Annotated in this window: 19 protein-coding genes and 1 pseudogene; 8 read left to right on the top strand and 12 right to left on the bottom strand. The window is 76.6% G+C overall.

Going from position 1 to position 22,778, the window contains the following annotated elements; all coding sequences use genetic code 11:
- The 4 genes and pseudogenes from ACYVO2_RS35625 to ACYVO2_RS35640 all read right to left on the bottom strand — a co-directional run.
- Window positions 1-255, bottom strand: a pseudogene (locus tag ACYVO2_RS35625) (hypothetical protein); the annotation flags it as partial.
- Between the two features lie 209 nt (window positions 256-464).
- Window positions 465-884: a DUF742 domain-containing protein gene (locus ACYVO2_RS35630; protein WP_461012261.1), complete on the bottom strand. Its 420-nt coding sequence runs from the start codon at window positions 882-884 to the stop codon at window positions 465-467.
- A 9-nt stretch (window positions 885-893) separates the two neighbouring features.
- Complete coding sequence (locus tag ACYVO2_RS35635) at window positions 894-1,310, bottom strand: roadblock/LC7 domain-containing protein (RefSeq protein WP_461012262.1); 417 nt, start codon at window positions 1,308-1,310, stop codon at window positions 894-896.
- Window positions 1,307-3,817 (bottom strand): sensor histidine kinase, encoded by a 2,511-nt coding sequence (locus tag ACYVO2_RS35640; RefSeq protein WP_461012263.1) that lies wholly within the window; start codon window positions 3,815-3,817, stop codon window positions 1,307-1,309. The genes ACYVO2_RS35635 and ACYVO2_RS35640 overlap by 4 nt, the downstream gene beginning before the upstream one ends.
- Before the next feature lie 680 nt (window positions 3,818-4,497).
- Between ACYVO2_RS35640 and ACYVO2_RS35645 the strand changes: the two genes are divergently transcribed.
- Window positions 4,498-4,947: a hypothetical protein gene (locus ACYVO2_RS35645; protein WP_461012264.1), complete on the top strand. Its 450-nt coding sequence runs from the start codon at window positions 4,498-4,500 to the stop codon at window positions 4,945-4,947.
- Between the two features lie 162 nt (window positions 4,948-5,109).
- Here the strand turns inward: ACYVO2_RS35645 and ACYVO2_RS35650 are convergent, their stop codons facing one another.
- From ACYVO2_RS35650 to ACYVO2_RS35665, 4 genes are all read right to left on the bottom strand, one after another.
- Entirely contained in the window at window positions 5,110-9,654 is a 4,545-nt protein-coding gene (locus tag ACYVO2_RS35650; protein WP_461012265.1) for a hypothetical protein, read from the bottom strand.
- A 57-nt stretch (window positions 9,655-9,711) separates the two neighbouring features.
- Window positions 9,712-10,653 carry a hypothetical protein gene (locus ACYVO2_RS35655; RefSeq protein WP_461012266.1) on the bottom strand — a complete coding sequence of 314 codons (942 nt, stop codon included), beginning with the start codon at window positions 10,651-10,653 and terminating at the stop codon, window positions 9,712-9,714.
- 103 nt (window positions 10,654-10,756) lie between these two features.
- The gene (locus ACYVO2_RS35660) at window positions 10,757-12,256 is read right to left on the bottom strand and encodes a hypothetical protein (RefSeq protein WP_461012267.1); all 1,500 of its coding nucleotides are present in this window, start codon (window positions 12,254-12,256) and stop codon (window positions 10,757-10,759) included.
- Between the two features lie 102 nt (window positions 12,257-12,358).
- Complete coding sequence (locus tag ACYVO2_RS35665; RefSeq protein WP_461012268.1) at window positions 12,359-13,321, bottom strand: DMT family transporter; 963 nt, start codon at window positions 13,319-13,321, stop codon at window positions 12,359-12,361.
- Between the two features lie 200 nt (window positions 13,322-13,521).
- Here ACYVO2_RS35665 and ACYVO2_RS35670 point away from each other — a divergent pair, with 200 nt between their 5' ends.
- Window positions 13,522-14,472, top strand: coding sequence for a LysR family transcriptional regulator (locus ACYVO2_RS35670; RefSeq protein ID WP_461012269.1), 951 nt, complete (start codon window positions 13,522-13,524; stop codon window positions 14,470-14,472).
- Between the two features lie 12 nt (window positions 14,473-14,484).
- On the opposite strand, the gene ACYVO2_RS35675 is transcribed toward ACYVO2_RS35670, so the two are convergent.
- The gene (locus ACYVO2_RS35675; protein ID WP_461012270.1) at window positions 14,485-14,967 is read right to left on the bottom strand and encodes a hypothetical protein; all 483 of its coding nucleotides are present in this window, start codon (window positions 14,965-14,967) and stop codon (window positions 14,485-14,487) included.
- 155 nt (window positions 14,968-15,122) lie between these two features.
- Between ACYVO2_RS35675 and ACYVO2_RS35680 the strand changes: the two genes are divergently transcribed.
- Window positions 15,123-15,995 carry an AraC family transcriptional regulator gene (locus tag ACYVO2_RS35680; RefSeq protein ID WP_461012278.1) on the top strand — a complete coding sequence of 291 codons (873 nt, stop codon included), beginning with the start codon at window positions 15,123-15,125 and terminating at the stop codon, window positions 15,993-15,995.
- Window positions 15,996-15,997: 2 nt separating this feature from the next.
- Here ACYVO2_RS35680 and ACYVO2_RS35685 read toward each other — a convergent pair whose 3' ends face one another.
- Complete coding sequence (locus ACYVO2_RS35685) at window positions 15,998-16,510, bottom strand: hypothetical protein (protein WP_461012271.1); 513 nt, start codon at window positions 16,508-16,510, stop codon at window positions 15,998-16,000.
- Window positions 16,507-17,232 (bottom strand): GntR family transcriptional regulator, encoded by a 726-nt coding sequence (locus ACYVO2_RS35690; RefSeq protein ID WP_461012272.1) that lies wholly within the window; start codon window positions 17,230-17,232, stop codon window positions 16,507-16,509. Before ACYVO2_RS35690 ends, ACYVO2_RS35685 begins: the two co-directional genes overlap by 4 nt.
- A 205-nt stretch (window positions 17,233-17,437) precedes the next feature.
- Here ACYVO2_RS35690 and ACYVO2_RS35695 point away from each other — a divergent pair, with 205 nt between their 5' ends.
- The 4 genes from ACYVO2_RS35695 (at window position 17,438) to ACYVO2_RS35710 (ending at window position 21,222) form a co-directional block, all read left to right on the top strand.
- On the top strand, window positions 17,438-18,826 hold the full coding sequence (locus ACYVO2_RS35695) for an MFS transporter (protein ID WP_461012273.1): 1,389 nt from the start codon (window positions 17,438-17,440) through the stop codon (window positions 18,824-18,826).
- A gap of 151 nt (window positions 18,827-18,977) precedes the next feature.
- On the top strand, window positions 18,978-19,742 hold the full coding sequence (locus tag ACYVO2_RS35700) for a LamB/YcsF family protein (RefSeq protein ID WP_461012274.1): 765 nt from the start codon (window positions 18,978-18,980) through the stop codon (window positions 19,740-19,742).
- Window positions 19,739-20,353, top strand: a complete 615-nt coding sequence (pxpB, locus tag ACYVO2_RS35705) for a 5-oxoprolinase subunit PxpB (RefSeq protein WP_461012275.1) — start codon at window positions 19,739-19,741, stop codon at window positions 20,351-20,353. The genes ACYVO2_RS35700 and pxpB overlap by 4 nt, the downstream gene beginning before the upstream one ends.
- Window positions 20,354-20,355: 2 nt before the next feature.
- Window positions 20,356-21,222: a 5-oxoprolinase subunit C family protein gene (locus tag ACYVO2_RS35710; protein WP_461012279.1), complete on the top strand. Its 867-nt coding sequence runs from the start codon at window positions 20,356-20,358 to the stop codon at window positions 21,220-21,222.
- A 16-nt stretch (window positions 21,223-21,238) separates the two neighbouring features.
- Here the strand turns inward: ACYVO2_RS35710 and ACYVO2_RS35715 are convergent, their stop codons facing one another.
- Window positions 21,239-22,237: a helix-turn-helix domain-containing protein gene (locus tag ACYVO2_RS35715; RefSeq protein ID WP_461012276.1), complete on the bottom strand. Its 999-nt coding sequence runs from the start codon at window positions 22,235-22,237 to the stop codon at window positions 21,239-21,241.
- A 51-nt stretch (window positions 22,238-22,288) separates the two neighbouring features.
- On the opposite strand from ACYVO2_RS35715, the gene ACYVO2_RS35720 reads away from it, so the two are divergent.
- Window positions 22,289-22,690, top strand: a complete 402-nt coding sequence (locus ACYVO2_RS35720; RefSeq protein ID WP_461012277.1) for a cupin domain-containing protein — start codon at window positions 22,289-22,291, stop codon at window positions 22,688-22,690.
- Window positions 22,691-22,778 lie beyond the last annotated feature (88 nt).

Consider the following 22,778-nt stretch of genomic DNA (forward strand, 5'->3'; position numbering starts at 1 on the left):
GGGCTTCCGCCACCGCTCGATGTCGTTACCGCCGCGCACGGCAGCGCCGCGCGGCGGTGGGCGCGCCGGGGCCGGGGCGGGTGTCGGCCCCGCGGTCCGCTCCGGGGCGCGGGCGGCGTGTTCCTGGGCGTGCGAAAGCGGCGGGTCCCCGTCGGGTAAGGCGTCCTCCGACAGGTCGGCCCGCGGCCCTTCCGTACCCGCAACCCGTGCCACCAGTGCCACCCGCGCCCGATGCGGCGCGCCGAACGTCAGCATGCGGTGAAGCCCCCCTCGCTCCACGTCCTCTGCTCGGCACGGTAGACCGGTAGGCGGACCTCCGCACCCGGTTCGACGCCGGAGGCCGCCCGGAGGAGGCGCCAGGGGCGCGGGGGCGCCATTGTGTGCGCCGGGGCGCCCCCGAGCAGGACGGGGACGGCCGTCAGCGGGCGCGCGCCGTCACCCTCGGGGCGCGTGCCGCCGTCGGCTCACAGCGCGCGCAGGCCGTTGATCACCTCGCGCAGGATCCGCTCGTCGACCAGTTGCGCCGGCGGCACGGGCCGCCGCACGCGGACCAGCTCGGCGTCCATCAGGTCGCCGAGCAGGACCCGGACCACGCCCACCGGCAGGTCGACGTCCGCCGCGATCTCCGCCACGGACATCGGCTCCACCTGGCACAGCTCCAGGATGTGCTGGTGCTCGGGGGTGAGTCCGAGGTCGGCCGCCTCCGCGTCGAGGTCGCCCTCCACCGCCCGGGGCTGGATGACGACGAGGGCGATCAGGTCCAGCTTGTCCTCGGCCGCGCTGCGAGTGCGGCCGCGGGTCATGGCGTACGGCCGGACGACCGGCCCGGCCTCGTCGTCGAACCAGCGGTCGTCGCCGGCCGCGGTGTCCCCGTGTGCAGGCATCGCCGGGGCTCACCCGCCCGTCGGTATGCCGTCGCGCGGAGCGGTGGCCAGGTGCGCGCCGACCCGTTTGACGAGCAGTGTCATCTCGTACGCGATCTGGCCGACGTCGCCGTCCGCGTCCGCGAGCACGGCCAGGCAACTGCCGTCGCCGGCCGCGGTGACGAAGAGGAACGCCTCGTCGAGCTCGACCATGGTCTGGCGGACGGCTCCCGCCTGGAAGTGGCGCCCGACGCCCTTCGCGAGGCTGTGGAACCCCGAGGCGACGGCCGCCAGGTGCTCGGAGTCCTCCCGCGACAGCCCCTCGGAGGCCCCGGTGGGCAGCCCGTCGCTGGAGAGCACGAGCGCCTTGCGGATGTTCGCCACGCGAGAGACGAGGTCGTCGAGGAGCCAGTTCAGCTCGCCCGCCGGATTCGTCGGTGCGGTCATCGACCGTCCCTTTCTGTACTGGTGCCTGGTGCTTGTCGAACCGGGTCACCGGAGCCGTCGGTGCGGTTCGCGGTATCGCCGTTGTCGGGGTCCCCGGGGTCGGCCACCTCGCGTCCGCGCTGGAAGCCGCGCTGGAACGACGCCATCCGCGACCGTACTTCCTCTGCTGAGCGTTCCCGCACCGGGGTGCCCGACTCCTCCTGCGGGGCGTCGGCGCGCCCGGCGCGCAGTTGCGGCGCGAGGCTGGCCTGGCGGACCCGCTTGGGCAGGCCGAAGTCGTTGCGCTCGGGTCCGCCGGGGCGGCCGGGGCGCTCGGCGGGCTGCTCGGGCGGCTCGGGGGCGCCGGGCGCCGGGCGCGGCTGCCGGTCCACGGGGCGGCCGTGGTCGGCGACCAGGACCGGGGAGCGGGGGCGGCGGCGGCGCGGCAGGCTCGGCACGTCGCCCTCGGCGTCCGCGTCGGCGCGCACCGGGTCGGTGGCCTGGTCGTGCCGGTCGGGCTCCCGGTCGCCGGGGAGTCGCTCGTCGGAGGCGTTCAGGCCCCACTCGCGGAACGCCGCCTCTGTCCTTCGCACGGGCGCCTCCGTGGCGTGTGGGTCCCGGACCTCCCCCGTGCGGGGCACCCGCTGCTCGCCGGTGGAGGAGGAGGACTCGTCGGTGAGGATGGAGTTGGGCAGCAGCACCACCGCGGTGGTGCCGCCGTAGGGCGAGGGCCGCAGGGAGACCCGCACCGAGTGCCGCCTGGCCAGGCGGCTGACCACGAACAGGCCGAGCCGGTCGGTGTCGGACAGCTCGAACTCGGGGGTCTCCGCCAGGCGCTGGTTGGCCTCGAGCAGCGTCTCCGTGCTCATGCCGAGGCCGCGGTCGTCGATCTCCAGCACGAAGCCGTTGGCGACGCGCTCGCCGTGCACCTGCACCTGGGTGTGCGGCGGGGAGAAGACGGTGGCGTTCTCGATGAGCTCGGCCAGCAGGTGGGTGACGTCGCCGACGGCCGGTCCGCTGACGGAGACGCGCGCCACGCGGCGCACCTCGACCCGCTCGTAGTCCTCGACCTCGGCGACGGCCGCGCGGATGACGTTGACGAGCTGGACGGGGTTGCGCCAGGCGCGGGCCGGGGCGGCGCCGGAGAGGATGACCAGGCCCTCGGCGTGCCGCCGCATGCGGGTGGTCATGTGGTCGAGGCGGAAGAGGTCGGCGAGCTCCTCGGCGTCCTCGGTGCGCCGCTCCATCGCGTCCAGCAGGGTGAGCTGGCGGTGCAGCAGCACCTGGCTGCGGCGGGCGAGGTTGACGAAGACCTCGGAGATGCCGCGGCGCAGCTCGGCCTGCTTGACGGCGGCCTCGACCGCGGCGCGCTGGACGTCGTTGAACGCCTGGCCGACCTGGCTGATCTCGTCCTCGCCCGGCGGGACCTCCAGGTCCGGCGCCTCCTTGCTCACGTCCAGCTCCTCGCCCGCGGCCAGGCGGCGCATCACGCGCGGCAGGCGGGTGCCGGACAGTTCGAGGGCGGCCTTGCGCAGGCTGGTCAGGTCGCGGACCAGGCCGCGGCCGACGCGCACGGAGATGGCGACGGAGGCGATGACGGCGGTCAGGCCCAGCAGGCCGACGACGGCGGCGTAGAGGTTGACCTGGAGCTCGTAGGGGCCGGAGCGGTCGCTGTAGGTCCTGGCGCGCAGGGCGGTCAGGGCGTCGAGCTCCTTGGTGGCGGGCTCGATGACCTGGCGCCACTTCTCGGCGGTCACCGCGCCGGTGAGGCCGGCCGCGCCCGCGTCCAGCAGGTCCTCCTCCAGGGCCTGGAGTTTCTTGCCGTTGCCCTTGGTGTAGGCGGCGTGCTCCTCACGGTCGGAGGAGGGCAGCTCGGGGGTGGCCATGCGGTGCAGCAGGCGCTGCTCCGCGACGGCGGCGGACAGCGCCCGGAACTCGGTCTGCGACATCTCGCCCGCGGCCAGGGCCGCGGTGACCAGGGCGTCCTCGCGGGTGACGGCCTCGCGGGCGCGGGCCAGCTCGACCATGGCGTCGAAGTGCTTGCTCAGGTCGTTGTTGTCCACCGCGCCGAGGTCGTTGAACAGGCCGTAGCCGGGGTCGATCAGGCGGGTGTAGCCGGTGAACGCCTCGACGCGGGTGGCGGACCGGGTGTTGATCTCGCCGCGCAGCTCGTCCAGCTTGTCCAGGTCGGCGGTGACCTGGTCCAGGCTCGCGCGCTGGCCGTTGGTGAGCATGGAGCGCTTGCCCGCGTCGTCGGCGGACTCCCGCAGGCGGCGGACGCTGGTGTCGGTGACGTCCTGGGTGCGGCGCAGGGTGTCCGCGGCGCCGGGGCGCTCGGGGTCGGCGAGGTAGAGCATGGCCTGGCGGCGCTCGTTCTGAATGGCCACCAGGGAACGTTCCAAGGGGCTGCCGAAGGCGTCGTGGACCTCGTCGGTGTCCATCAGGCCCATGACGTCTCTGACCGCGTCTACCGAGGTGAACGCCCAGAGGCTGACGAGGGACACCAACGGCACCACGAGCAGTGCCACGATCTTCCGGCGGATTGATCTCCCGCGAGAGCGCATCTTCTGCGTACACCTTCGGGCCAGGGCGGTGGTCACTGAACGGCGCGAGCTTACTACTGGCGCGTGACCGGTTCGAAGCTGTGAACGGCCCGTTCGAGCACGTCAGCGGGCTGGTCACATGGCCACTTGTCCCCTGGTTTCCGGACATCCCGACCCTGTTCGAGCGGGAATTGACCGACTTTCAGGTGTGGCTCGAGGTCGATGACCCTCGGAATTCCCGCTCCGCCGCCCGCCCGGGCCCCTGATGGGGGGCGGGGAGGGAGGGGTGAGCTGCGAGGAAGGGCGTCGCGGGCGGACTCGGGGGGCGATTCGGGGTCCGTACGGGGTGCGCCGGGGGTGCGGGGAGGGGGCGGGTAGCACGGGTGCGGGGCGCGGGACAGGGCGGAATCGGCCAGGGGGTGGCGGGGCGGAGGGCGCGGACGCTCGGGGTGCCCGTCCTCAGTGCTCCTTCGCGACGTCCGCGGCAGGGGGGCCGGGAACCGGGGCGGGGCATCGTTCGTAGGACAGTTCGGACGGAAGGGCAAGGGTCCACCCCATCCCGCGCATCGCTCGCGGGTCCGGAATGAGGCCATGCGTGCGGGGCACACGAGATGGGGACAAGGCGGACGAAGGGATCCGTGAGAGCTGCGGATGGTGGGGGTCAGATGGCACCACAGGACAATGAGGAGCCCCGGGGGCGCGACGTGTTGGAGGACGCCTTCGCCCGCCCGCGGGCCAGGCGCGGTTCGCTGTGGGAGGAGGAGCCGGCGCGCAGACGCCGGCTGCCCGACCCGGTGCGCCGGTCGGCCGTGCGGGCCGGGCTGATCGTGGCCGTCACGGTCATCGAGGTGAACGTGGCGGTGCTGGGCGCGCTCGCCGGCACCTGGCTCGCCGCCCCGGCGACGCTGGCGGCGGTGCTCAGCACCATCCTGGCCACCTGGGCGGTGCTGGACGTGTGGGTGACCCGGCAGGTGCACGTGCAGCGGCACGGGGTGGTCTCCGTGCCGAGCAGCGCGGCCAGGCCGCCGCGCGTCCGGCGGGAGCAGGAGCGCAGGACACCGGCGGGGCAGCAGGCGGGGGCGTCCCCCCGGCAGCCGCATCTGTCCGGCGTCTAGAGGGATCGCGGGCCGCCGGGCCCGCACACGACCGAGCGGAGGCGCGGGGCGCCTCCGCTCGGTGCTTTTCCGGGGCGGCCGGGCGGGGCTCCCCCGCCCGCGCCGCGGCCCGGTTCGGTCGGCGGCCGCTTCGGTCGGCGGCCGGTTCAGTTCGCGGCCGGTTCAGTTCGCGGCCGGTTCCGGGGTGCGGCGGAAGACGCGGGTGGCGGTGACCTCGCCGTGGACGGCCTCGTCCTCGCGCTGGGCGGGCAGGCCGGGCCGCAGGTGCTCCTCCACCGAGATGTACTTCAGGCCCGCCCGCAGGTCGGCGTCGTTGCGCAGGCGGATCACCAGCGGGAACTCGGCAAGCGCCGTGGTGTCGAACAGGCCCGTGGTGTACAGCAGTTGCACGCCCAGCGCGTCCGCGAAGGAGCGTTGGAGCTCCAGCAGGTACGCCGCGTTGGCCCGGCCGATGGGGTTGTCCAGGAACAGGGTGCCCGCGTGGCGGTGCCGGTCGCGGCCCCGGTCGTTGCTGCGCAGCGCGGCCATGGTGCAGTACAGCGCGATGGCGGCGGTGAGCAGTTGCCCGCCGGAGAACACGTCGCCCATCTGCCCCACCGGCACCCGCTCGGCGCGCAGCACCGCGTCGGGCTTGAGGATCTCCACGGCGACGCCCTTGGGCTGGAGGGCGGCGTGCACCCCGCGCAGCAGCAGGGACATGCCGTCGCGGCGCAGGTCGCTGTTCTTGCGCACGGCCGCGCGGGTGGCCTCGTCGACGACCTCGCCGAGCCGCTCGGTGAGGGTGGCCTGGTCGGGCTCCTCGAAGCGGATCCGCAGGAACTCCTGGCCGGACCACTCCCCGAGCCCCTCGGGCAGCCGGGACAGGCGCTGGGCGGAGCGCAGCGTGTCCAGGGACGCCTCGACCAGCCCGCGCAGCCGGTCCACGATGCTGTCGCGGTTGCGCAGCAACTGCTCGAGCTCGTCGCTGAGCACCCGCAGCCGGGGCGCGAACGCGGCGGCCCAGGCGGCGGCGTGCTCGGGCAGCGCGGCGGCGGGCAGTTCGCGGATCTGCTGCCGGGCGGGGGTGCGCACCTGCTCGTAGCGCACCGCGTTGGCGTGCCGCACCAGCACGTCGCAGGACTCGCGGACGGCGGCCTCCGCGGCGGACAGGTCGGCGGCGCAGCCGCGCAGCGAGCGGCGGGCCTCGGCGGCGGTGACGCGGGCCGCGGCCAGGTCGCCGGGGTAGGGCGCGGGAGGGTCGTCGGCGCCGTCGGCCGCGTCCGACTGCGGGCCGTCCCGCAGCAGGTCGCGGAGCATGGCGGCGACCTCGTCGAAGCCGGAGGCGCCGTCCTGGGCGGCGTGGTGGGAGCGGACCAGGGCGGCGTGCTCCTCGCGGGCCGCGGCGAGGGCGTCGGTGTCGGCGGCGAGGCGGCCGGTGGCGGTGCGCAGCAGCGCCTGGGCGTGCTCGGCGTCGCGCGGCACCAGGTCCTCGGGCAGCTCGGTGTGGGCCTCGCCGTCGGCGGGGGCGTGCCGCTCGGCCTCGCCGCGCAGCCGCCCCAACTGCTCGCTCGCGGCCGAGGCGCGGCTCTCCAGGGTCTGCACCAGCGCCTCGACGCGGGCGGCGGCAGCCTGCCGGGACGGGCCGTCGGCGCCGTCGGGGCCCTCCAGCAGGGCGGCGGCGCGGGTGCGGACCTTGTTGGTGAGCCGGTCCAGCTCGGCGCGGGCCGCGCTCTCCTCGCTCTCGGCGCGGGCCTGCTCGGCGCGCAGGTCGGCGCCCACGCCCACCTTCTCGTACAGCCGGGACGCGGCGCGGTACGCCTCACGCAGGGCGGCGAGCGGGGCGGCGGGCGGCGGCTCGTCACCGGCGGAGGCGGCCTCGGGGGCGCCCGCGATCTCGGCGCGCTCGGCGCGCAGGGCGCGGGCGGTGCGGCGGGCGTCGTCGGCGGCCCGCTGCGCGGCCCTGCGGTCCTCGTCGGCGGCGCGGGCCCGGTCCAGGCAGGCGCCGGCGCGCTCCTCGGCCTCGGCGCTCTCCTCGGCGAGTTCGCGGGCGCGCCGGGTCCAGCCGGGGCGGTCCCGCAGTCGGCCGGCGAGCCCCGGGAGGGCGTCGGCGCCGCGGCGGGCGGGCCGGGCCCGGGCCTGCCGCTCCTCGTGGCGGCGCGCGGCCCTGGCGGCGGCCGGTTCGGCCTCGGCCGCCTCCGCGCCCGCGGCGGCGGGGCCGTCCTCGGGCGGGGCCGCGGCGGCGCGGGCGCGCTCGACGGCGCCGGCGGTCTCGGCGAGGCGGCCGGGTGGGCAGGCGGCGCGCCAGGAGGCGAGGCGGCCGGCGAGCGCGCGGTCGGCGGACAGCCGGGCGGCCAGGCGCCGGATCTCCTCGTCGCGGGCGCCCGCCCGCTCCCGCAGGGCGCGCCGCTCGTCATCGGCGGCGTGCTCGTCGTGCATGGCCGGGTTCGGCGGCACCAGGAACACGTCCTGCGCCGCGCCGCCGGACGGGGGCGGGGCGAGCAGGGCGGCCGCGGTGCCGACGGCGACGGCGGAGCGCGGCAGCAGCGCGGCGGAGGCCAGGGCCTCGCGGGCGCGGGCGTGGGTGCCGGGGTCGGTGACGACGACGCCGTCGACGAGCTCGGGGCGGGCGGCGAGCACGGCCGCGTGGTCGGCGGGGTCGACGGACTGCGCGAGGTAGCGCCAGCCGGGCAGGGCGGGGATGCCGAGCTCGCCGAGGTACTCGACGGTGGCCAGCACGTCGGGGCCGGGCGGCAGCAGCCCGCCGTCGCCGAGGGCGCCGAGGATCCTGGCGTCGTCGGCGGCGGCCGTCCGCAGGTCGAACAACTGGCGCTCGGCGCTCGCGACGGCGCCCTCGAGCAGCTCCCGCAGGTGCTCGGCAGCGGCGTCCAGGTCCTCGGCGGACGGCGGTTCCGCGGCGCCGAGCAGCTCGGCGACGCGCGGCTCCTCCGCCAGGGCGCCGGCGGAGCGCAGCTCGGCGGCGTGCGCGGACTCGGCGGCGGCCAGGGCGTCGGCGGCGCGGGCGGCGGCCAGGTCGGCGCGGCCGGACTCGGCGACGGCCTCGCGGGCGCGCACCGCCGCCCGGTCGGCCTCGGCGCGGGCCTCCTCCCACTCCTGTTCGGCGCGGCGGCTGTGCTCGGCGGCCTCCAGGGCGGCCCTGGCCGGGTCGGCGTCGGGCGCGGAGTCGTCCAGCCAGCCGGCCCGCACCGCGTCGGCGGTCTCCTGCTCGGCCTCGGCGAGGCGCTGGCGCAGGTGCTCGGCCTCGCTGCGGGCGCGCTGGGCGGCGGTGGCGGCGGCGGTGGCGTCGCGGTGGGCGGCCTCGTAGTCGGCCTGGAGGGCGCCGGCGCGCTCCTCCTGCTCGTCGGCGGCCCGCTCGGCGGACTCGGCGGCGGCGTGCAGGGCGCGCACCAACTGGGCGGCGGCCTCGGCGCGGGCGGCGAGCGCGGGCGCGGCGTCCCGTTCCGCCTCCTGGATGGCGGCGGCGACCCTGGCCGAGCGGTCGGCGGCGGCGCGGTGCCGCAGCACGGCCTCGGCGGCCTGCCAGGCGGCGTGGGCGGTGCGGGCGTCGGCGAGTTCGCGGCGCAGCGCGGCGGCGCCCTTCTCGGCGACGGCCAGGGCCAGGGAGGCGTGGCGGTGGGCGAGTTCGGCGGCGACCAGGGCGCCGCGCCCGCGCGTGGCCTCGGCGGCGGCGACGCCGTCGGCGGCCTGCGCGACCTGCTCGGCGAGGTCGGCGGCGCGGTCCCGCTCCGCGTGGGCGCGCGCGGCGAGCTGGCGGGCCAGCGCCCGGGTGCGCCGCTCGGACCGGGCGTGGATGCCGCGGGCCCGCTCGCGGGCGGAGGTGGCCTCGACGATCCGCTCCAGCAGCTCCAGCGAACCGGCGGTGAAGTCGCGCTCGGCGGTGAGCTCGGCGCGCCGCCCCAGCTTGCCGGCGAAGCCGTGGACGAGGTCGGCGAGGCCGTCGGTGTCGCGGGTGTCGGTGACGGCGCGCAGCAGCAGGTCGACGAAGTCGATGTCGTGCCGGACCGCGAACAGGCCCGCGGCCTCGCCCTCGTCGGCGTTCATCTCCCGCTGGTAGCGGAAGAGCTCCGGGTCCAGGCCCAGGGCGTCCAGGTGCTCGTTCCAGCGCTCGTGGATCTCCTCCCACACCACCTCCAGGTGCGGGTAGGCGCGGCCGGCCTCGGTGAGGGCGTCCTTGAAGCCCTTCATGGTGCGGCGGCGGCCGCGGCGGCCGCCCTTGCCCGGCTCGGCGACGGGCAGGGAGTCCAGGGTGAGGCCGGGCCCGGGGCGGAAGGAGTACCAGCTCTCGGCGAACTTGCGCGGGTCGGAGGAGACCTGGCGGCCCCGCCACTCGCTGACCTTGCCGACGACGACCAGTTCGCCGGTGAGGGTGTGCTGCCACTCCAGGGCGACGTGCCCGCAGTCGTCGGCGAGCAGGAACTTGCGCAGCACCCCGGAGCTGGCGCCACCCAGGGTGTTGCGGTGCCCGGGCAGCATCACCGAGAAGATCAGCTTGAGCAGCACGGACTTGCCGCCGCCGTTCTCCAGGAACAGCACGCCCGCGGGCGCGGGGCGGCGCGGGGGGCCGGTGGGCTCCTCCTCGAAGATGTCGGTCTGGCGCGGCGCCGGGTCGGGCACCACGTCGCCGACGCCGCGCAGGTCGAGGACGGTGTCCGCGTAGCGCGCGCCCGCCGGTCCGATGGAGTACAGGCGGACGCGGGACAGCTCGTACATGTGTCGCTTCTCGGGTCGGGGACGGAAAGGGGGGTGGGGCCCGGCCGGCGCGGGCGCTCAGACGCCGGAGTGGAACGGCAGCCCCGCGCCGTCCACCAGGTCCTCGCCCTCGTCGGCGGGCAGCAGCACGGGGGTGCCGTCGCTGACGGGGACGACGCCCAGGTCGAGCAGCTCGGCCATGGCGGCGCTGCCCGCCAGCTCCCGGACCTGGAGCTGGTAGCGGGCGGTGGTGCGGTAGGTGCCGCCCGCCTCGTCGCCGGTGCGCTGGAGGAAGCCGGAGTCCACCAGGAACGCGACCGCCTTGCCGACGATGCCCGTGGTGGAGCCGGCGAGGCGCCGGGCGTCCTTGGTGGCGCCGGTGGCGCTGCGCCGCACGTACACCCGCCAGGCGGCCTCCAGCCCGGGGGCGTCGGAGACCGGGTCGGTGTTCTCCCCGGCCTCCTCGGCCCGCTCCTCCAGGCGGTGGCACGCCTGGCGCACGAACGCGTCGACGCCGTGCACGGTGATGCGGCCGATGTAGCCGTCGTCGGCGAGGTCCTCGGGGCGGGGGAAGGCGAGCGCGGCCGCGGCCAGGTGGGCGAGGCCGTGCAGGAAGCGGTCGGTGGAGTCGGCGGCGGCGCGGCGCGAGTAGTCGCCGAGCCGGACGGAGAACACCGACTCCTCGGCGGCGGCGACCGCCATCCCGGCGCGCGGGGAGACCTCCAGGACGACCAGGCCGAGCCCGGCGGCCACCGCGTCGGCGAGCCGGGCGAACGCCGGGTCCTCCCGGTGGCGGCGCACCAGCGCGGCGTACTCCTGGTCGCGGGCGGGCAGCAGCTTGGGCTGGAGGCCGAACGCGACGAGGCGGGAGGCGTCGGTGACGTCGGCGGGGGTGACGGGGCGCGGCCCGTCCTGGCCCCGCTCCCCGGTGCCGTGACGGCCCGGCGGCTGGGGCCCTTGCGGGGGCCGGCCGTACTCCTCCTCGGCGTATCCCTCGCCCGCGTCCGCGGTGCCGCTCACGCCCGCTCCTCCTCTCTGTTCCCCGGTGCCGTCGCGGTCGTCGCCGTTCTCGCCGGGCCCGCCGTTCTCGCCGGGCCCGCCGCGGCCCGCGCCGTGCCCGTGCTCATGACGCGCGCCCCGCCGCCATGCCGGCCGCGTCCAGCAGCGCGGTGCCCACGATCAGGTCGGCGCCGCCGAACTCCGGGTCCTCCAGCGGCGTGCCGTCGTCCACGGCGAACAGCAGCCGCTCCTCGCCCTGCCGGTAGGCCACGCCCACCGGAGGGCTGGCGGCGTGGACGGCGATCAGGGCCACGAGGTGGGCGAGCTCCGGGTCGGTGCGGCGGGCCTCGGCCAGCAGCCCGGACAGCCTTCTGGGCGCGTCGGGCGGCAGGTCGAGCAGGTGCAGCGCGGTCTCCATCTGGCGCTCGGAGAACCGGCTGTCGTCCGGGGTGGCGACGAGGTCGGGTTCGGGCAGCTCGGCGCCGAGGTGCTCGCGCTCCTGCGGCGGGGTGAGCAGCATCTCCACCAGGTCGCCGACGCGGACGGCGACCGGGGAGCGGAAGCCGGTGCCGCGGCGGAAGAACGCGTCGGTGACGCGGGCGGCCCGCTCGACGGGCAGCGGCAGCAGGGGCGCGAGCAGTTGCCCGTACAGGTCCGTCCCGGCGCGGGCCGGCGGGGCGGAGAACGCCTGCCGGTCCTGCTCGGCGCGGAACAGCGGCCCGGCCTCGAGCAGCCGGGACTGCAACTGGGTGTGCCGCCTGATGCAGTCCTTGACGATGTCGACCAGCTCGGCGGCGCGGCGCTTGTGCTCGGCGGTCCTGGCGTCGTCGGCGTCCGCCTCGTCCCTGACGCGGCGGATGTTGGTGAGGATCGCGTTCTCGTGGCGGTAGCGCTCGGCGACGTGGTCGAGGGCCTCGGCGATCAGGTCGGGCACCCTGCGCATCCAGTCCACCGCCCGCACGTCCCGCCGGGTGGCCTCGAGGGCGCGGCGCAGCGACTCGGCGTACTGGACGGTGCGGTAGCGGGCCTGCTCCGCGGCGAGCTGCGCGTCGGCCAGGCGCCCGCGGCCGATGAGCACCTCCAGCTTGACCTCGGCGGCGATCTGGGCGCTGGTCACGTCGGTGTCGAGGGCGCCCACCAGCACGTTGACGGCCTCGTCGGTGGTGCGCAGGTACACCCCGCCGTCGGGGCCGGGCACCTCCTCGACCAGCTTGAAGTCGTAGGAGCGGCGCACGTACGACCCGTCGGCGTCGAACGCGCCGTAGACGGTGCGGAAGCCGCGGTCGACGCTGCCGACGTTGATGAGGTTCTCCAGCACCCAGCGGGCGACCCGCTCGTGCTCGGCGGCGGGCCGGTCCGGCGCCTGGGCGGCGACGCGGGGCAGCAGCCGGGCGACGACCTCGTCGTGCTCGGCGCCGGTGTCGAAGTCCATCGTGAGGGTGACGACGTCGATGGCGGCGAGCGCGATCTCGGCCATGGAGTAGACGGTGTACTCCCCGGCGAGGTTGGCCTTGCGCGCGTCGAGGTCGTGCAGCGGCGCGGTGCAGGCCAGGGCCTTGAGACGACGGGCCAGACCCTCGTCTGCGGCGGGGCCGGGGGCCGGCCTGGGGGCGGTTGCGCTCACGACCCACACATTATGCGGTCCCACCGACAGCCCCCGACCGCGCGGGGAGCCGCGGGGCGGATCCGGTCACGGCACCGGCCCCGGGCGGGGGCCGCCCCGGCGTCAGCCGCTCGGGGAGCCCGCCGCCGGGGAGACCGACGCGGGCGCGGCCTCCACCGGGTCCGCCGTCCGGTCCCGGTGCGCCGTCCCTCCCGGGTCCGCCGCCCCGTCCCCGGGCGCGGGCCGCCGCAGCCGGGTGAGGCCAACGCCGAGCAGCACCACGGCCATCCCGGCGACGACCCGCGGCCCGACCTCCTCGTCCAGCACCAGCGCGCCGAGCCCCACCGACACCACCGGCAGCAGGTACCCGACCGTGGCCGCCGCCGTGGCGCCCTCCTCCGCGATGAGGCGGTAGTTGAGGTGGAAGGTGACGCCGGTGCCGAGGATCCCGAGGACGACGACGGCGAGCACGCCCGTCGCGGTCGGGTCCACCTGCCCGGTGCCCGTGGCGGGCACGGCGAGCAGGCCGAGCCCGGTCGCCGTCGTGAGCTGCGCCGCGGACAGGGCGAGCGGCTCGGTGCCGCGGCCGGTGAGCACCCGCGCCATGTAGGCGAAGGCGACGGCGTAGCTGACCGCCGCGGCGAGCAGGGCGAGGGCGCCGGGGGTGGTCAGCCCGTGCTGGTGCCACGGGGCGAAGATCAGCAGTGTGCCCGCGAAGCCGAGCAGCAGCCCGGCGAGCCGCACCGGGCGCAGCCCGCGCTCGGTGCCGATGGCGAGGCCGATCAGCAGCGACCACAGCGGGGTGGTGGCGTTGAGCACGCCCGCCACGCCGGAGTCCACGGTCCGCTCGCCGATGGCGAACAGCAGGAACGGCAGGGCGTTGCAGAAGAAGGCGGCGACGACGAGCCGGGCCCAGGTCCCGCGGTCGCGGGGCAGGCGCTGCCGGGCGGCGCGGGCCAGCACGTACAGCACGGCGGCGCCGAGGGCGCAGCGCACGACGGTGATCTGAACGGGGGTCAGCCCGCCCTCGAGGGCCAGTTTGATCCACAGGAACCCCGAGCCCCACAGCAGGGCGAGCACGCCCATGCGCAGGAGGGTTCCCCGTCCGCCGCTGATCACTTCGTCGTCTCCGTCCGTTCGCGGCCTTCCACGGGAGCGGGTGCGTCCGCGTCCGGGTCCGGGTGTCCGGGTCCCGGTGTCCGGAAATGGCCTGTGCACTGAACGGTCCCCCAGTCGACTCGACAGGACAAGCGAAAGATTCTGGATGCACCGTTAAGCTGGCCTGCATGCTCGATGTGCGACGCATGCAGATCCTCCGCGCCGTGGTCACCAGCGGCTCCGTGACCGCGGCCGCCGCCGACCTCGGCTACACGCCGTCCGCGGTCAGCCAGCAGGTCGCGGCGCTGGAGAAGGAGGCGGGGACCGCGCTGCTGGAGCGGGCGGGCCGGGGGGTGCGGCCGACCGCGGCCGGGCGGCTGCTCAGCGAGCACGCGGCCGTGATCGGCAGGCAGTTGGCGGAGGCGGAGACGGCGCTGGCCGACCTGCGGGAGGGGCGCACCGGGCGGCTGGCGGTGCGGTATTTCGCCACGGCCGGGGCGTCGCTGGTGGCGCCCGCGCTGGCCAGGCTGCGCGAGGAGCACCCCGGGGTGCGGGTGGAGCTGGGGCTGATCGACCCCGAGGACCCGCTGCCCGAGGTGCGGCACGGCCGCGCCGACCTGGCCGTCGTGGTGCGGCCCCGGCCCTGCGGCGGCGAGGCCGACGGGGTGCGCCTGGTGCACCTGCTGGACGACCCGTACCGGGCGGTGCTGCCCGCGGGCCACCCGCTGGCGGGCCGGGACGTGCTGGACCTGGCCGACCTGGCGGAGGAGCCGTGGGTGGGCAGCGAGTGGCCGGGGCCGTGCCTGGACGTGGTGCGGGACGCCTGCGCCGCGGCGGGGTTCACCCCGGGCGTCGTGGTGGAGAGCGAGGACTACACCACCGCGCAGGGCTTCGTCGCGGCCGGTCTCGGGGTGAGCCTGATCCCGCGCCTGGGCCTGGCCCGCCCGCACCCGGGCGTGGTGGTGCGGGAGCTGCGCAACCCCGAGCCGGTCAGGTCCATCCACGCCGCCGTCCGCGGCACCGCCCCGCCCCAGTTGCCCCTGAGCGCCCTGCTGACCGCCCTGCGGGAGGCGGCGGGCCGGAGCTCCCGGATACCGGCGCGGGGCCCGGGCGCGAGGGCGGGCGCCCGGGGCCTGTGACGACAGGCCCCGCTAGATCCCGATGGACGCCATCTCGATCGCCGACCGGTGGTTGAGCGCGGTCGCCCGGACGCACACCTCGTAGGAGCGGTCCTGGGTGAGGACGAGGAAGTAGTCCTTGAGCTGCTTGGCGTACTGGACCAGGTAGCTCGGGCCGGGGACGAACCTCGGCGGCCTGGGCACCAGCGCGAACGCCTTCGAGCAGTCGAGGACGGCGCCCGTGGCCCGGGACAGCACGTCCGCGACGTCGCTGTTCATGTTCCACCCGGCGGCCAGCTCCGGCGTCCAGATCGCCCCGGCCAGCTCGCGGAGCAGCGCCTGCTCCTCGGGGGTCGGGTCGGCGAGCAGGACGGCGGCGGACGGCCGGTGGTGCGCGGGCGGGGCCTGGGCCGCGGACGCGCCGGCGGCGGTGCCGAGCAGGGTGCCGCCCGCGATGCCCAGCGCCACGGAGGCGGCGAGGAGGCGGCGGGCCGAGCGGAACGTGCTGGGCAGCATGACGTACCCCCCTGGGGCCGAAGGAACGGCTGTTCGACGGTGGCACGCCGCCCCGGGGGCGTCAATGGGCACCCCACCGCGCCGGGCACGGATTGTCGGGCCGCGGGTGCCGGGCGCTCCTAGCGTGGTGATCGTTGACAGGAAGGAGAGCCGGAGTGCTGGAGCGGCTCAACGAGGCCATGGACCACATCGAGCGGCACCTGGCCGGGCGGATCGCCGCCGCCGAGCTGGCGCGGATCGCGCTGACCTCGGAGTACCACTTCCGGCGGCTGTTCTCCGCGCTGGCGGGCATGCCGCTGTCGGAGTACGTCCGCCGCCGCAGGCTCACCGTGGCCGGCGCGGAGGTGCTCGACGGCAGGCGGACGCTGCTGGAGGTGGCCGTGCGGTACGGCTACGGCTCGGGCGAGGCGTTCGCGCGGGCGTTCCGGGCGATGCACGGCGTCGGCCCCGGCGAGGCCAGGCGCACGGGCGCGGCCCTGCGGTCCCAGCCCCGGATGTCCTTCCGGCTCGTGGTCGAAGGGAGCGGCAGCATGCGGTACCGGGTCGTGGAGAAGAGCGGGTTCAAGGTGGTGGGCAGGAGGGCGCGGGTGCCCCTGGTCCACGAGGGGATGAACCCGGCGATCGTGGAGTTCGTGCGGAGTATCCCGGCGGAGGAGCTCGCGCGCCTGGCGGAGCTGTCCGACCAGGAGCCGCGGGGCGTCGTCTCGGTGAGCGACGGCCTCGCCGAGGGCCGGGAGGAGGGCAGCGAACTGGACTACTACCAGGGCGTGGTGACCGGCGCCGCGGGCCCGTTCCCCGAGGAGGCGCGGGTGCTCGAGGTCCCGGCGGGGCCGTGGGCGGTCTTCGAGACCTCGGGGGAGGTCCCGACCGCGATCCAGCACCTGTGGCGGGACGTGTTCACGCAGTGGTTCCCGTCCAACCCGTACCGCAGCCGGCCGGGCCCGGAGATCCTGCGCACCGTGCTGTCGGCGGACGGCGGGCACGCCGAGGCGGAGCTGTGGCTCCCGGTGGAGCGCGCGGAGCCCTGACCTCACCCCGCGCGGCGCCACAGGGCACCGGTGGCGCTGGTGGCCTTGAGCAGCGCCGGCTCCCCCGGCGGGGCGGGCCAGACCTGGATCAGGTACTCCTCGACCGGGTCGTCCAGGGTGCGGGGGTCGCCGTCGTCGCGATGGGTGCCGTGGGCGCGTACGCGGTAGGCGCCGGGCCCGGGCAGCGGCACGGTCACCTCGTCGTCGGCGGGCCCGCCGCCCAGCAGCATCACGTCCTCCGTCCAGTGGGCGGACACCTCGGCGGCGTCCTGCCAGCCCTCCAGGCGCACGGGCGGCGCGGCGTCCCACAGCTCCAGCGTCAGGCGCACATGGCCGATCTCCTGCCCGCACACCACGGCGACCGCCCCGCCCTGCGGCGCGGCGTCGAGCAGCCCGGTGCGGGAGAAGTCCGCCTCGAACCACTCCAGCGCCTCGCCGGTGAGGTCGATCGTGGAGGCGTCCACGAAGACCTCGAGGCCGGCGAGGCGCAGGAGCGGTCCCGGCGTCCCCGTCACCCGCGCCCCCCGTCCTGCCGCGGGTCCCGGCCCTCCCCGGCCTGGCGGGCGTACGCCTCCACCAACTGGGCCTCCGCGTCGTCCAGGTACTCGCGCAACTGCCGCTCCGCGGTGGCGAAGTCGCCGGCCGCCAGGCTGTCGGCGATCCGCTGGTTGCGCGGCAGGTAGGGCTCGTGGAAGCGGCGCGGGTCGCCCATCACATGGAAGACGAGCCGCAGTTCGGCCAGGATCCCCCGCATCAGGTCGTCGGTGCGGGGGCTGTCCGCGAGCGCGGCGACGGCCTGGTGGAAGTGGATGTTCGCGGTGCCCAGGTCGCGCCAGTCGGCGTGCGCCGCCGCGTACTCGCCCGCCGCCACCGCGGCGTGCACGGCCTTCAGGTCGGGCGTGCCGGTCAGGCCGCGCACGACGCCGCACTCGATGTACTTCCGCAGCCGGTACAGGTCGGCGACGTCCTCCGCCGTCAGCACCCGCACGAACACGCCGCGGTTGAGCTGGTGGGTGAGCAGCCGCTCGTGGGTGAGCAGGCGGAACGCCTCGCGCAGCGTGTTGCGGGAGACGCCGAGCGCGGCCCCGATGCCCTCCTCGGACAGGCGCGCGCCGGGCGCGAAGAAGCCCTCCGCGATCCGGGCGCGCAGGATGTCCGCCACCCGTTCCGCCGTGCTGGTGCGCCCGAGGAGTGCCCGGTCGCCCACCAGATCGTTCAGTTCGGTGCCGGTCGCCACGACTCCACCTTCCGGCCGGTGCGCCGTCCGGGCGCCCCTGCTCGCTCCGTGGCCCGCCCCGGCGCGGGCCGTCACTGTGAAGTCAAGCGCACGGCGCAAGAAAGCGACAACATTCCCCTTGTGGGATTGTTCAACAATCCCCTACCTTGAGGCTCTGCACCACAGCTCGGCACCCGCCCCTCACCTTCCGCTCACCCTCCGCGAGGTGCACATGCGTTCGGCGCCGATACCCCGCTCTCCCTCCTCCCGGCCGCACGGGCCCGCGACGCCGCGGCCCTCCGCGCCACCTCCCCCCGTCGGGGCCGCCGTCGGGGCCGCCACCGATCCGGCCGTCGACGCCGCCCCCGGTCACCCCGCTCCCGGCGGCCACTTCGCCTGGCTGCGCGACCTGGGCCCGCGCGGCCGCCGCGCTTTCGCCGGGGCGTTCGGCGGATACGCCCTGGACAGCTACGACTTCCAGGTCCTGCCGCTGAGCCTGGTGGCGATCAGCGCCTCCTTCGGCCTCAGCACGGGCCAGTCCGGCCTGCTCACCACCGTCACCCTGGTGGTCTCGGCCGTCGGCGGCGCGGTCGCCGGGATCCTCGCCGACCGCATCGGCCGGGTGCGCACGCTGGTGATCACGGTGGTGACCTACGCCGTCTTCACCGTGCTGTGCGGGTTCGCGCCCAACTACGAGACGCTGCTGGTCTTCCGCGCCCTCCAGGGCCTCGGCTTCGGCGGTGAGTGGGCCGCCGGGGCGATCCTGGTGGCCGAGTACTCCTCGTCCCGCCACCGGGGACGGACCGTCGCCTTCGTCCAGAGCTCCTGGGCGGTCGGCTGGGGCCTCGCGGTGCTGGTGTACACCCTGGTGTTCCACCTGGTGGACGAGGGCCTGGCCTGGCGCGTGCTGTTCTGGACCGGCGCGCTCCCGGCGCTGCTCATACTCTTCCTGCGCCGCAACGTCAGCGACGCGCCGGGCACGGAGGAGCGCCGCAGGGAGAATCGTTCCACCGGCTCGTTCACCGCGATCCTCCGCGGCCGCCTCGGCCGCACCACCCTGTTCGCCGGTCTGCTGGCCACCGGCGTGCAGGGCGGCTACTACACCCTGGCCACCTGGATCCCGGCGTACCTCAAGGACGACCGCGGGCTGAGCGTGGTCGGCACCAGCGGGTACCTGGCCTTCCTGATCTCGGGAGCCTTCACGGGATACGTCACCGGCGGCTTTCTGACCGACCGGCTGGGGCGGAAGGCCACCATCATGCTCTTCGCGGTGCTGTCGGCCGTGTGCGTGGTCGCCTACACCCGCATCCCGCAGGGCGCGGACACGGCCGTGCTGCTGCTGGGCTTCCCCCTCGGCTTCTGCACCTCGGCGATCTTCAGCGGATTCGGGTCGTTCCTCAGCGAGCTGTACCCGACGGCGCTGCGCGGCACGGGCCAGGGCTTCACGTACAACAGCGGCCGGGCCGTCGGCGCGTTCTTCCCGACCCTGGTGGGCTTCCTCGCCGGGAGCTGGGGCGTGGGCGGAGCGCTGGTGTTCGGCGCGGCGGGCTACGGCCTCGCGGTGCTGGCGCTGTGCGGGCTGCCGGAGACGAAGGGGCGGGAGTTGCCCGAGTGAGCCTCGCCCGCCCGCCCGTCGCCCCGCCCACCCGTCGCACGCCCGCCGCTGGGGCGGCGGGTGGGGCGACGGGTGGGCGGGCGAGCGACGGCCGGGCGATCACGGATCTACGATCAAGGGAGAGGCACGGTGGGACGGGGGCGGGAGCGGCATGTCTGACCGGGTGATCGATCTCAACGCCGACCTGGGCGAGGGCTTCGGCCGGTGGACCCTCACGGACGACGACGCGCTGCTGGCGGTGGTCACCAGCGCCAACGTGGCCTGCGGCTTCCACGCGGGCGACCCGTCCACCATGCGCCGGGTGTGCGAGCGCGCCGTGGAGCGCGGGGTGCGGATCGGGGCGCAGGTCTCCTACCGGGACCTGGCCGGGTTCGGCCGCCGGGCGATGGACGTGCCGCCGGGCGAGCTGGCCGACGAGGTGACGTACCAGATCGGCGCGCTGGAGGTGTTCGCGCGGGCGGCCGGGGGCCGGGTGGCGTACGTCAAGCCGCACGGCGCCCTGTACAACCGGGCGGTGGACGACGCGGCGCAGGCCGCCGCCGTGGTGGCGGGGGTGCTGCGCGCCGGCGGCCGCCTGCCGGTGCTCGGCCTGCCGGGTTCCGCGCTGCTGCGGGCGGCGCGGGAGGCGGGCCTGCCCGTGGTGGGCGAGGCGTTCGCCGACCGGGGGTACACCGCCCGGGGCACGCTGGTGCCGCGCCGGGAGCCGGGGGCGCTGGTGACCGACCCCGGGGCGGTGGTGGACCGGTCCGTCCGCCTGGCCAGGGACGGGAGGGTCACCGCCGTCGGCGGGGAGCGGGTCGCCGTGGCCGCGCGTTCCCTGTGCGTGCACGGCGACACCCCGGGCGCCGCCGAACTGGCCCGCCGGGTGCGGCGGGCGGTGGAGGAGGCGGGGGTGCGGGTGGAGGCGTTCGCGTGAGGGTGCGCGGTGTGGGGGAGCACGCGCTGCTGGTCGAGGTGGACGACGGCGAGCAGGCGCAGGCCCTGCACGCGGAGCTGCTGCGCCGCCGCGCGGAGGGCAGCCTGCCCGCCGTGCGCGAGATCGTGCCCGCGGCCCGCACGGTGCTGCTCGACGGCCTGGCGGACCCGCGCGCCCTCGCGGCCGAGCTGCCCGGTTGGCGCCTGCCGGCGCACCCGCCGGCGAGCGGCCCGCTGCTGGAGATACCCGTGCGGTACGACGGGGCCGACCTGGCGGAGGTCGCCCGCCACTGGGGGGTGGCGCCGTCCGAGGTGGGGCGGCTGCACGGATCGTTCGAGCACCGGGTGGCGTTCTGCGGGTTCGCGCCCGGGTTCGGGTATCTGACGGGCCTGCCGGAGCGGTACCACGTGCCGCGCCGGGCCACCCCGCGCACCGCGGTGCCCGCCGGCTCCGTGGCGCTGGCCGGCCCGTACACGGGGGTGTACCCGCGCTCCTCCCCCGGTGGCTGGCAGCTCATCGGCACGACGCCGCTCACCCTGTGGGACCCGGCGCGGGAGCCCGCGGCGCTGCTGGCCCCCGGCACCCGGGTGCGGTTCGTGGCGGCGGGGTGAGCGTGCGCGAGGGGATCACCGTGGTGCGGGCCGGGGCGCTGAGCACCGTGCAGGACCTGGGCCGCGCCGGGTACGCGCACCTGGGGGTGCCGCGCGGCGGGGCCCTGGACGCCCCGGCGCACCGGGCCGCCAACCGCCTGGTGGGCAACCCGGAGGGCGCGGCCACGGTCGAGACGACGGTGACCGGGATCGCGGTGCGGGCCCGGCGCGCGGTGACCGCGGCGGTGACGGGCGCGGCCGCGCCGGTGCGGGTGGATGGGCGGCCCGCGGCGTGGGGCGCGCCGGTGCGCGTGCCCGCGGGGGCGGTGCTGGAGGTGGGCGCCGCGGTGTCCGGGGTGCGCTGCTACGTGGCGTTCACCGGGGGGATCGCCGTGCCGCCGGTGCTGGGCAGCCGGTGCGCCGACCTGCTGTCGGGCCTGGGCCCGGCGCCGCTGCGGGACGGGGACGCGCTGCCGCTGGGCGAGCCGTGCGGGCCCTCGTCCGCGGTGGACGAGCAGCCGTGGCCGGGGGTGCCCGGCGAGCTGGTGCTGCCGCTGCGCCCGGGCCCGCGGGACGACTGGTTCACCCCGGCGGCGCTGCGGACGCTGGCGACGGGCCGGTTCCTGGTGTCCCCGGCGAGCAACCGGATCGCGCTGCGCCTGGCGGGGCCCGCGCTGGAGCGGGCCGTGACCGGGGAGCTGCCGAGCGAGGGGCTGGTGCTGGGCGCGGTGCAGGTCCCGCCGGACGGCCGCCCGGTGCTGTTCCTCGCCGACCACCCGACCACGGGCGGGTATCCCGTGGCCGGGGTGGTGCCCGAGGCGGCGCTGGCCGCGGCGGCGCAGGCCGTCCCGGGGACGCCGGTGCGGTTCGTGCCGCTGCGCGGGCGGTGAGCGGGCGGTGCGGGGCTCACGCCGCGGGCGGCTCCGCGCCGAACTGGCGGCGGTAGGCGGTCGGGGTGAGCCCGGTCCTGCGGCGCAGTTGGGCGCGCAGGTTGGCGGCGGTGCCCAGGCCGCTGGCGCGGGCCGCCGCCTCCAGGCGCCGCTCGCCGCGCTCGATCAGCCGGCAGGCCAGCGCCACCCGCTCGCCGGTGAGCCAGGCCAGCGGCGTGGTGCCGAGTTCGGCCCGGAACCTGCGGTGCAGGGTGGCGGGGCTGACGGCGGCGCGGGCGGCCAGGTCGGCGACGGTCAGCGGGCGGTCCAGGCGCCGCCTGGCCCACTCCAGCACCGGCGCGAGCGACGCGTCGGGCACCGCGGGCACGGGCCGCTCCACGAACTGCCGCTGCCCGCCGTCGCGGTGGGCGGCGAACACCAGGCGGCGGCTGACGGCGTTGGCGGTCTCGGCGCCGTGGTCCCGGGCGACCAGGTACAGGCCGAGGTCGAGCGCGGCGGCGCTGCCCGCGGAGGTGAGCACGTCCCCGTCGTCCACGAACAGCACGTCCGGTTCCAGGCGCACCCGCGGGTACCGGGCGCGGAACACCTCCGCCCAGCGCCAGTGCGTGGTGGCCCGCCGCCCGTCCAGCACCCCGGCCTCGGCGAGGGTGAACGCGCCGGTGCAGAAGGCGACCAGGCGGGCGCCCCGCCCGGCGGCCCGGCGCACCGCGTCCAGCACGGCGGGGCGGGGCCGCTCCTCGGGGTCGGGCCGGTTGGGCACGACGACGGTGTCCGCGGCGTCGGCGGCGTCGAGACCGGCCACCCCGGTCAGGGTGAAGAACCCCTCGTGCATGCGCACCCGCCCGGGCGCGGCGGCGCACAGCGTGAAGTCGTACCACGGGCGCTCCAGCTCGGGGCGGCGCAGCCCGAACAGCTCGGTGGCGACGCCGAGTTCGAACGGGTTGGAGCCGTCGTCGACGATCACGGCGACGCGGTGGGGGCGCCCGGAGGGGTGCTGCGAGGATCGGTGCGGCATGTGCGATTCCTAGCACTCGTGCCGGCCGGCCGCCACCGCCAGGATGTCCGCATGAGCAGCGAACCACGTGATCTGACCGCCGTCCTCGCCTCCTTCGACCAGTTGTGGAGCCCGCGTGTGGTGACGCGGGTCAACGACTACGACGTGCGCGTCGCCAAGGTGGGCGGCGAGTTCGTCTGGCACGCCCACCAGGACACCGACGAGTTCTTCCTGGTGCTCGACGGCGAGCTGCGCATCGCGCTGCGCGACGGGGAGGGGGGCGGGGAGCGCGTCGTCACCCTGCCCAGGGGCTCGGTGTTCACCGTGCCGCGCGGAGTGGAGCACCGGCCGTTCTCGCCGGGCGGCGCCGCCATCCTGATGTTCGAGCGCTCCGGCACGCTGAACGTGGGCGACCACCGGGGCCCGGTGCCCGACCACGTGGACGCGACGGCCGGGCACGCGCTGGACGACTGACGCGCGCCCGGCCGACGACAGGCCCTAGGTGTGTTGTTCGGACAGGTTGGTGACGCGGCTCGCTGGTGGATGGCCGCCGAGGCCGGTG

Source organism: Streptomyces capparidis, assembly GCF_054782095.1.

Bases quoted from the DNA above. Each gene is read 5' to 3' on its own strand.
- ACYVO2_RS35630 (WP_461012261.1), bottom strand. From the start codon at position 884: ATGCCTGCACACGGGGACACCGCGGCCGGCGACGACCGCTGGTTCGAC.
- ACYVO2_RS35635 (WP_461012262.1), bottom strand. From the start codon at position 1,310: ATGACCGCACCGACGAATCCGGCGGGCGAGCTGAACTGGCTCCTCGAC.
- ACYVO2_RS35645 (WP_461012264.1), top strand. From the start codon at position 4,498: ATGGCACCACAGGACAATGAGGAGCCCCGGGGGCGCGACGTGTTGGAG.
- ACYVO2_RS35650 (WP_461012265.1), bottom strand. From the start codon at position 9,654: ATGTACGAGCTGTCCCGCGTCCGCCTGTACTCCATCGGACCGGCGGGC.
- ACYVO2_RS35665 (WP_461012268.1), bottom strand. From the start codon at position 13,321: ATGGGCGTGCTCGCCCTGCTGTGGGGCTCGGGGTTCCTGTGGATCAAA.
- ACYVO2_RS35670 (WP_461012269.1), top strand. From the start codon at position 13,522: ATGCTCGATGTGCGACGCATGCAGATCCTCCGCGCCGTGGTCACCAGC.
- ACYVO2_RS35675 (WP_461012270.1), bottom strand. From the start codon at position 14,967: ATGCTGCCCAGCACGTTCCGCTCGGCCCGCCGCCTCCTCGCCGCCTCC.
- ACYVO2_RS35700 (WP_461012274.1), top strand. From the start codon at position 18,978: ATGTCTGACCGGGTGATCGATCTCAACGCCGACCTGGGCGAGGGCTTC.
- ACYVO2_RS35715 (WP_461012276.1), bottom strand. From the start codon at position 22,237: ATGCCGCACCGATCCTCGCAGCACCCCTCCGGGCGCCCCCACCGCGTC.
- ACYVO2_RS35720 (WP_461012277.1), top strand. From the start codon at position 22,289: ATGAGCAGCGAACCACGTGATCTGACCGCCGTCCTCGCCTCCTTCGAC.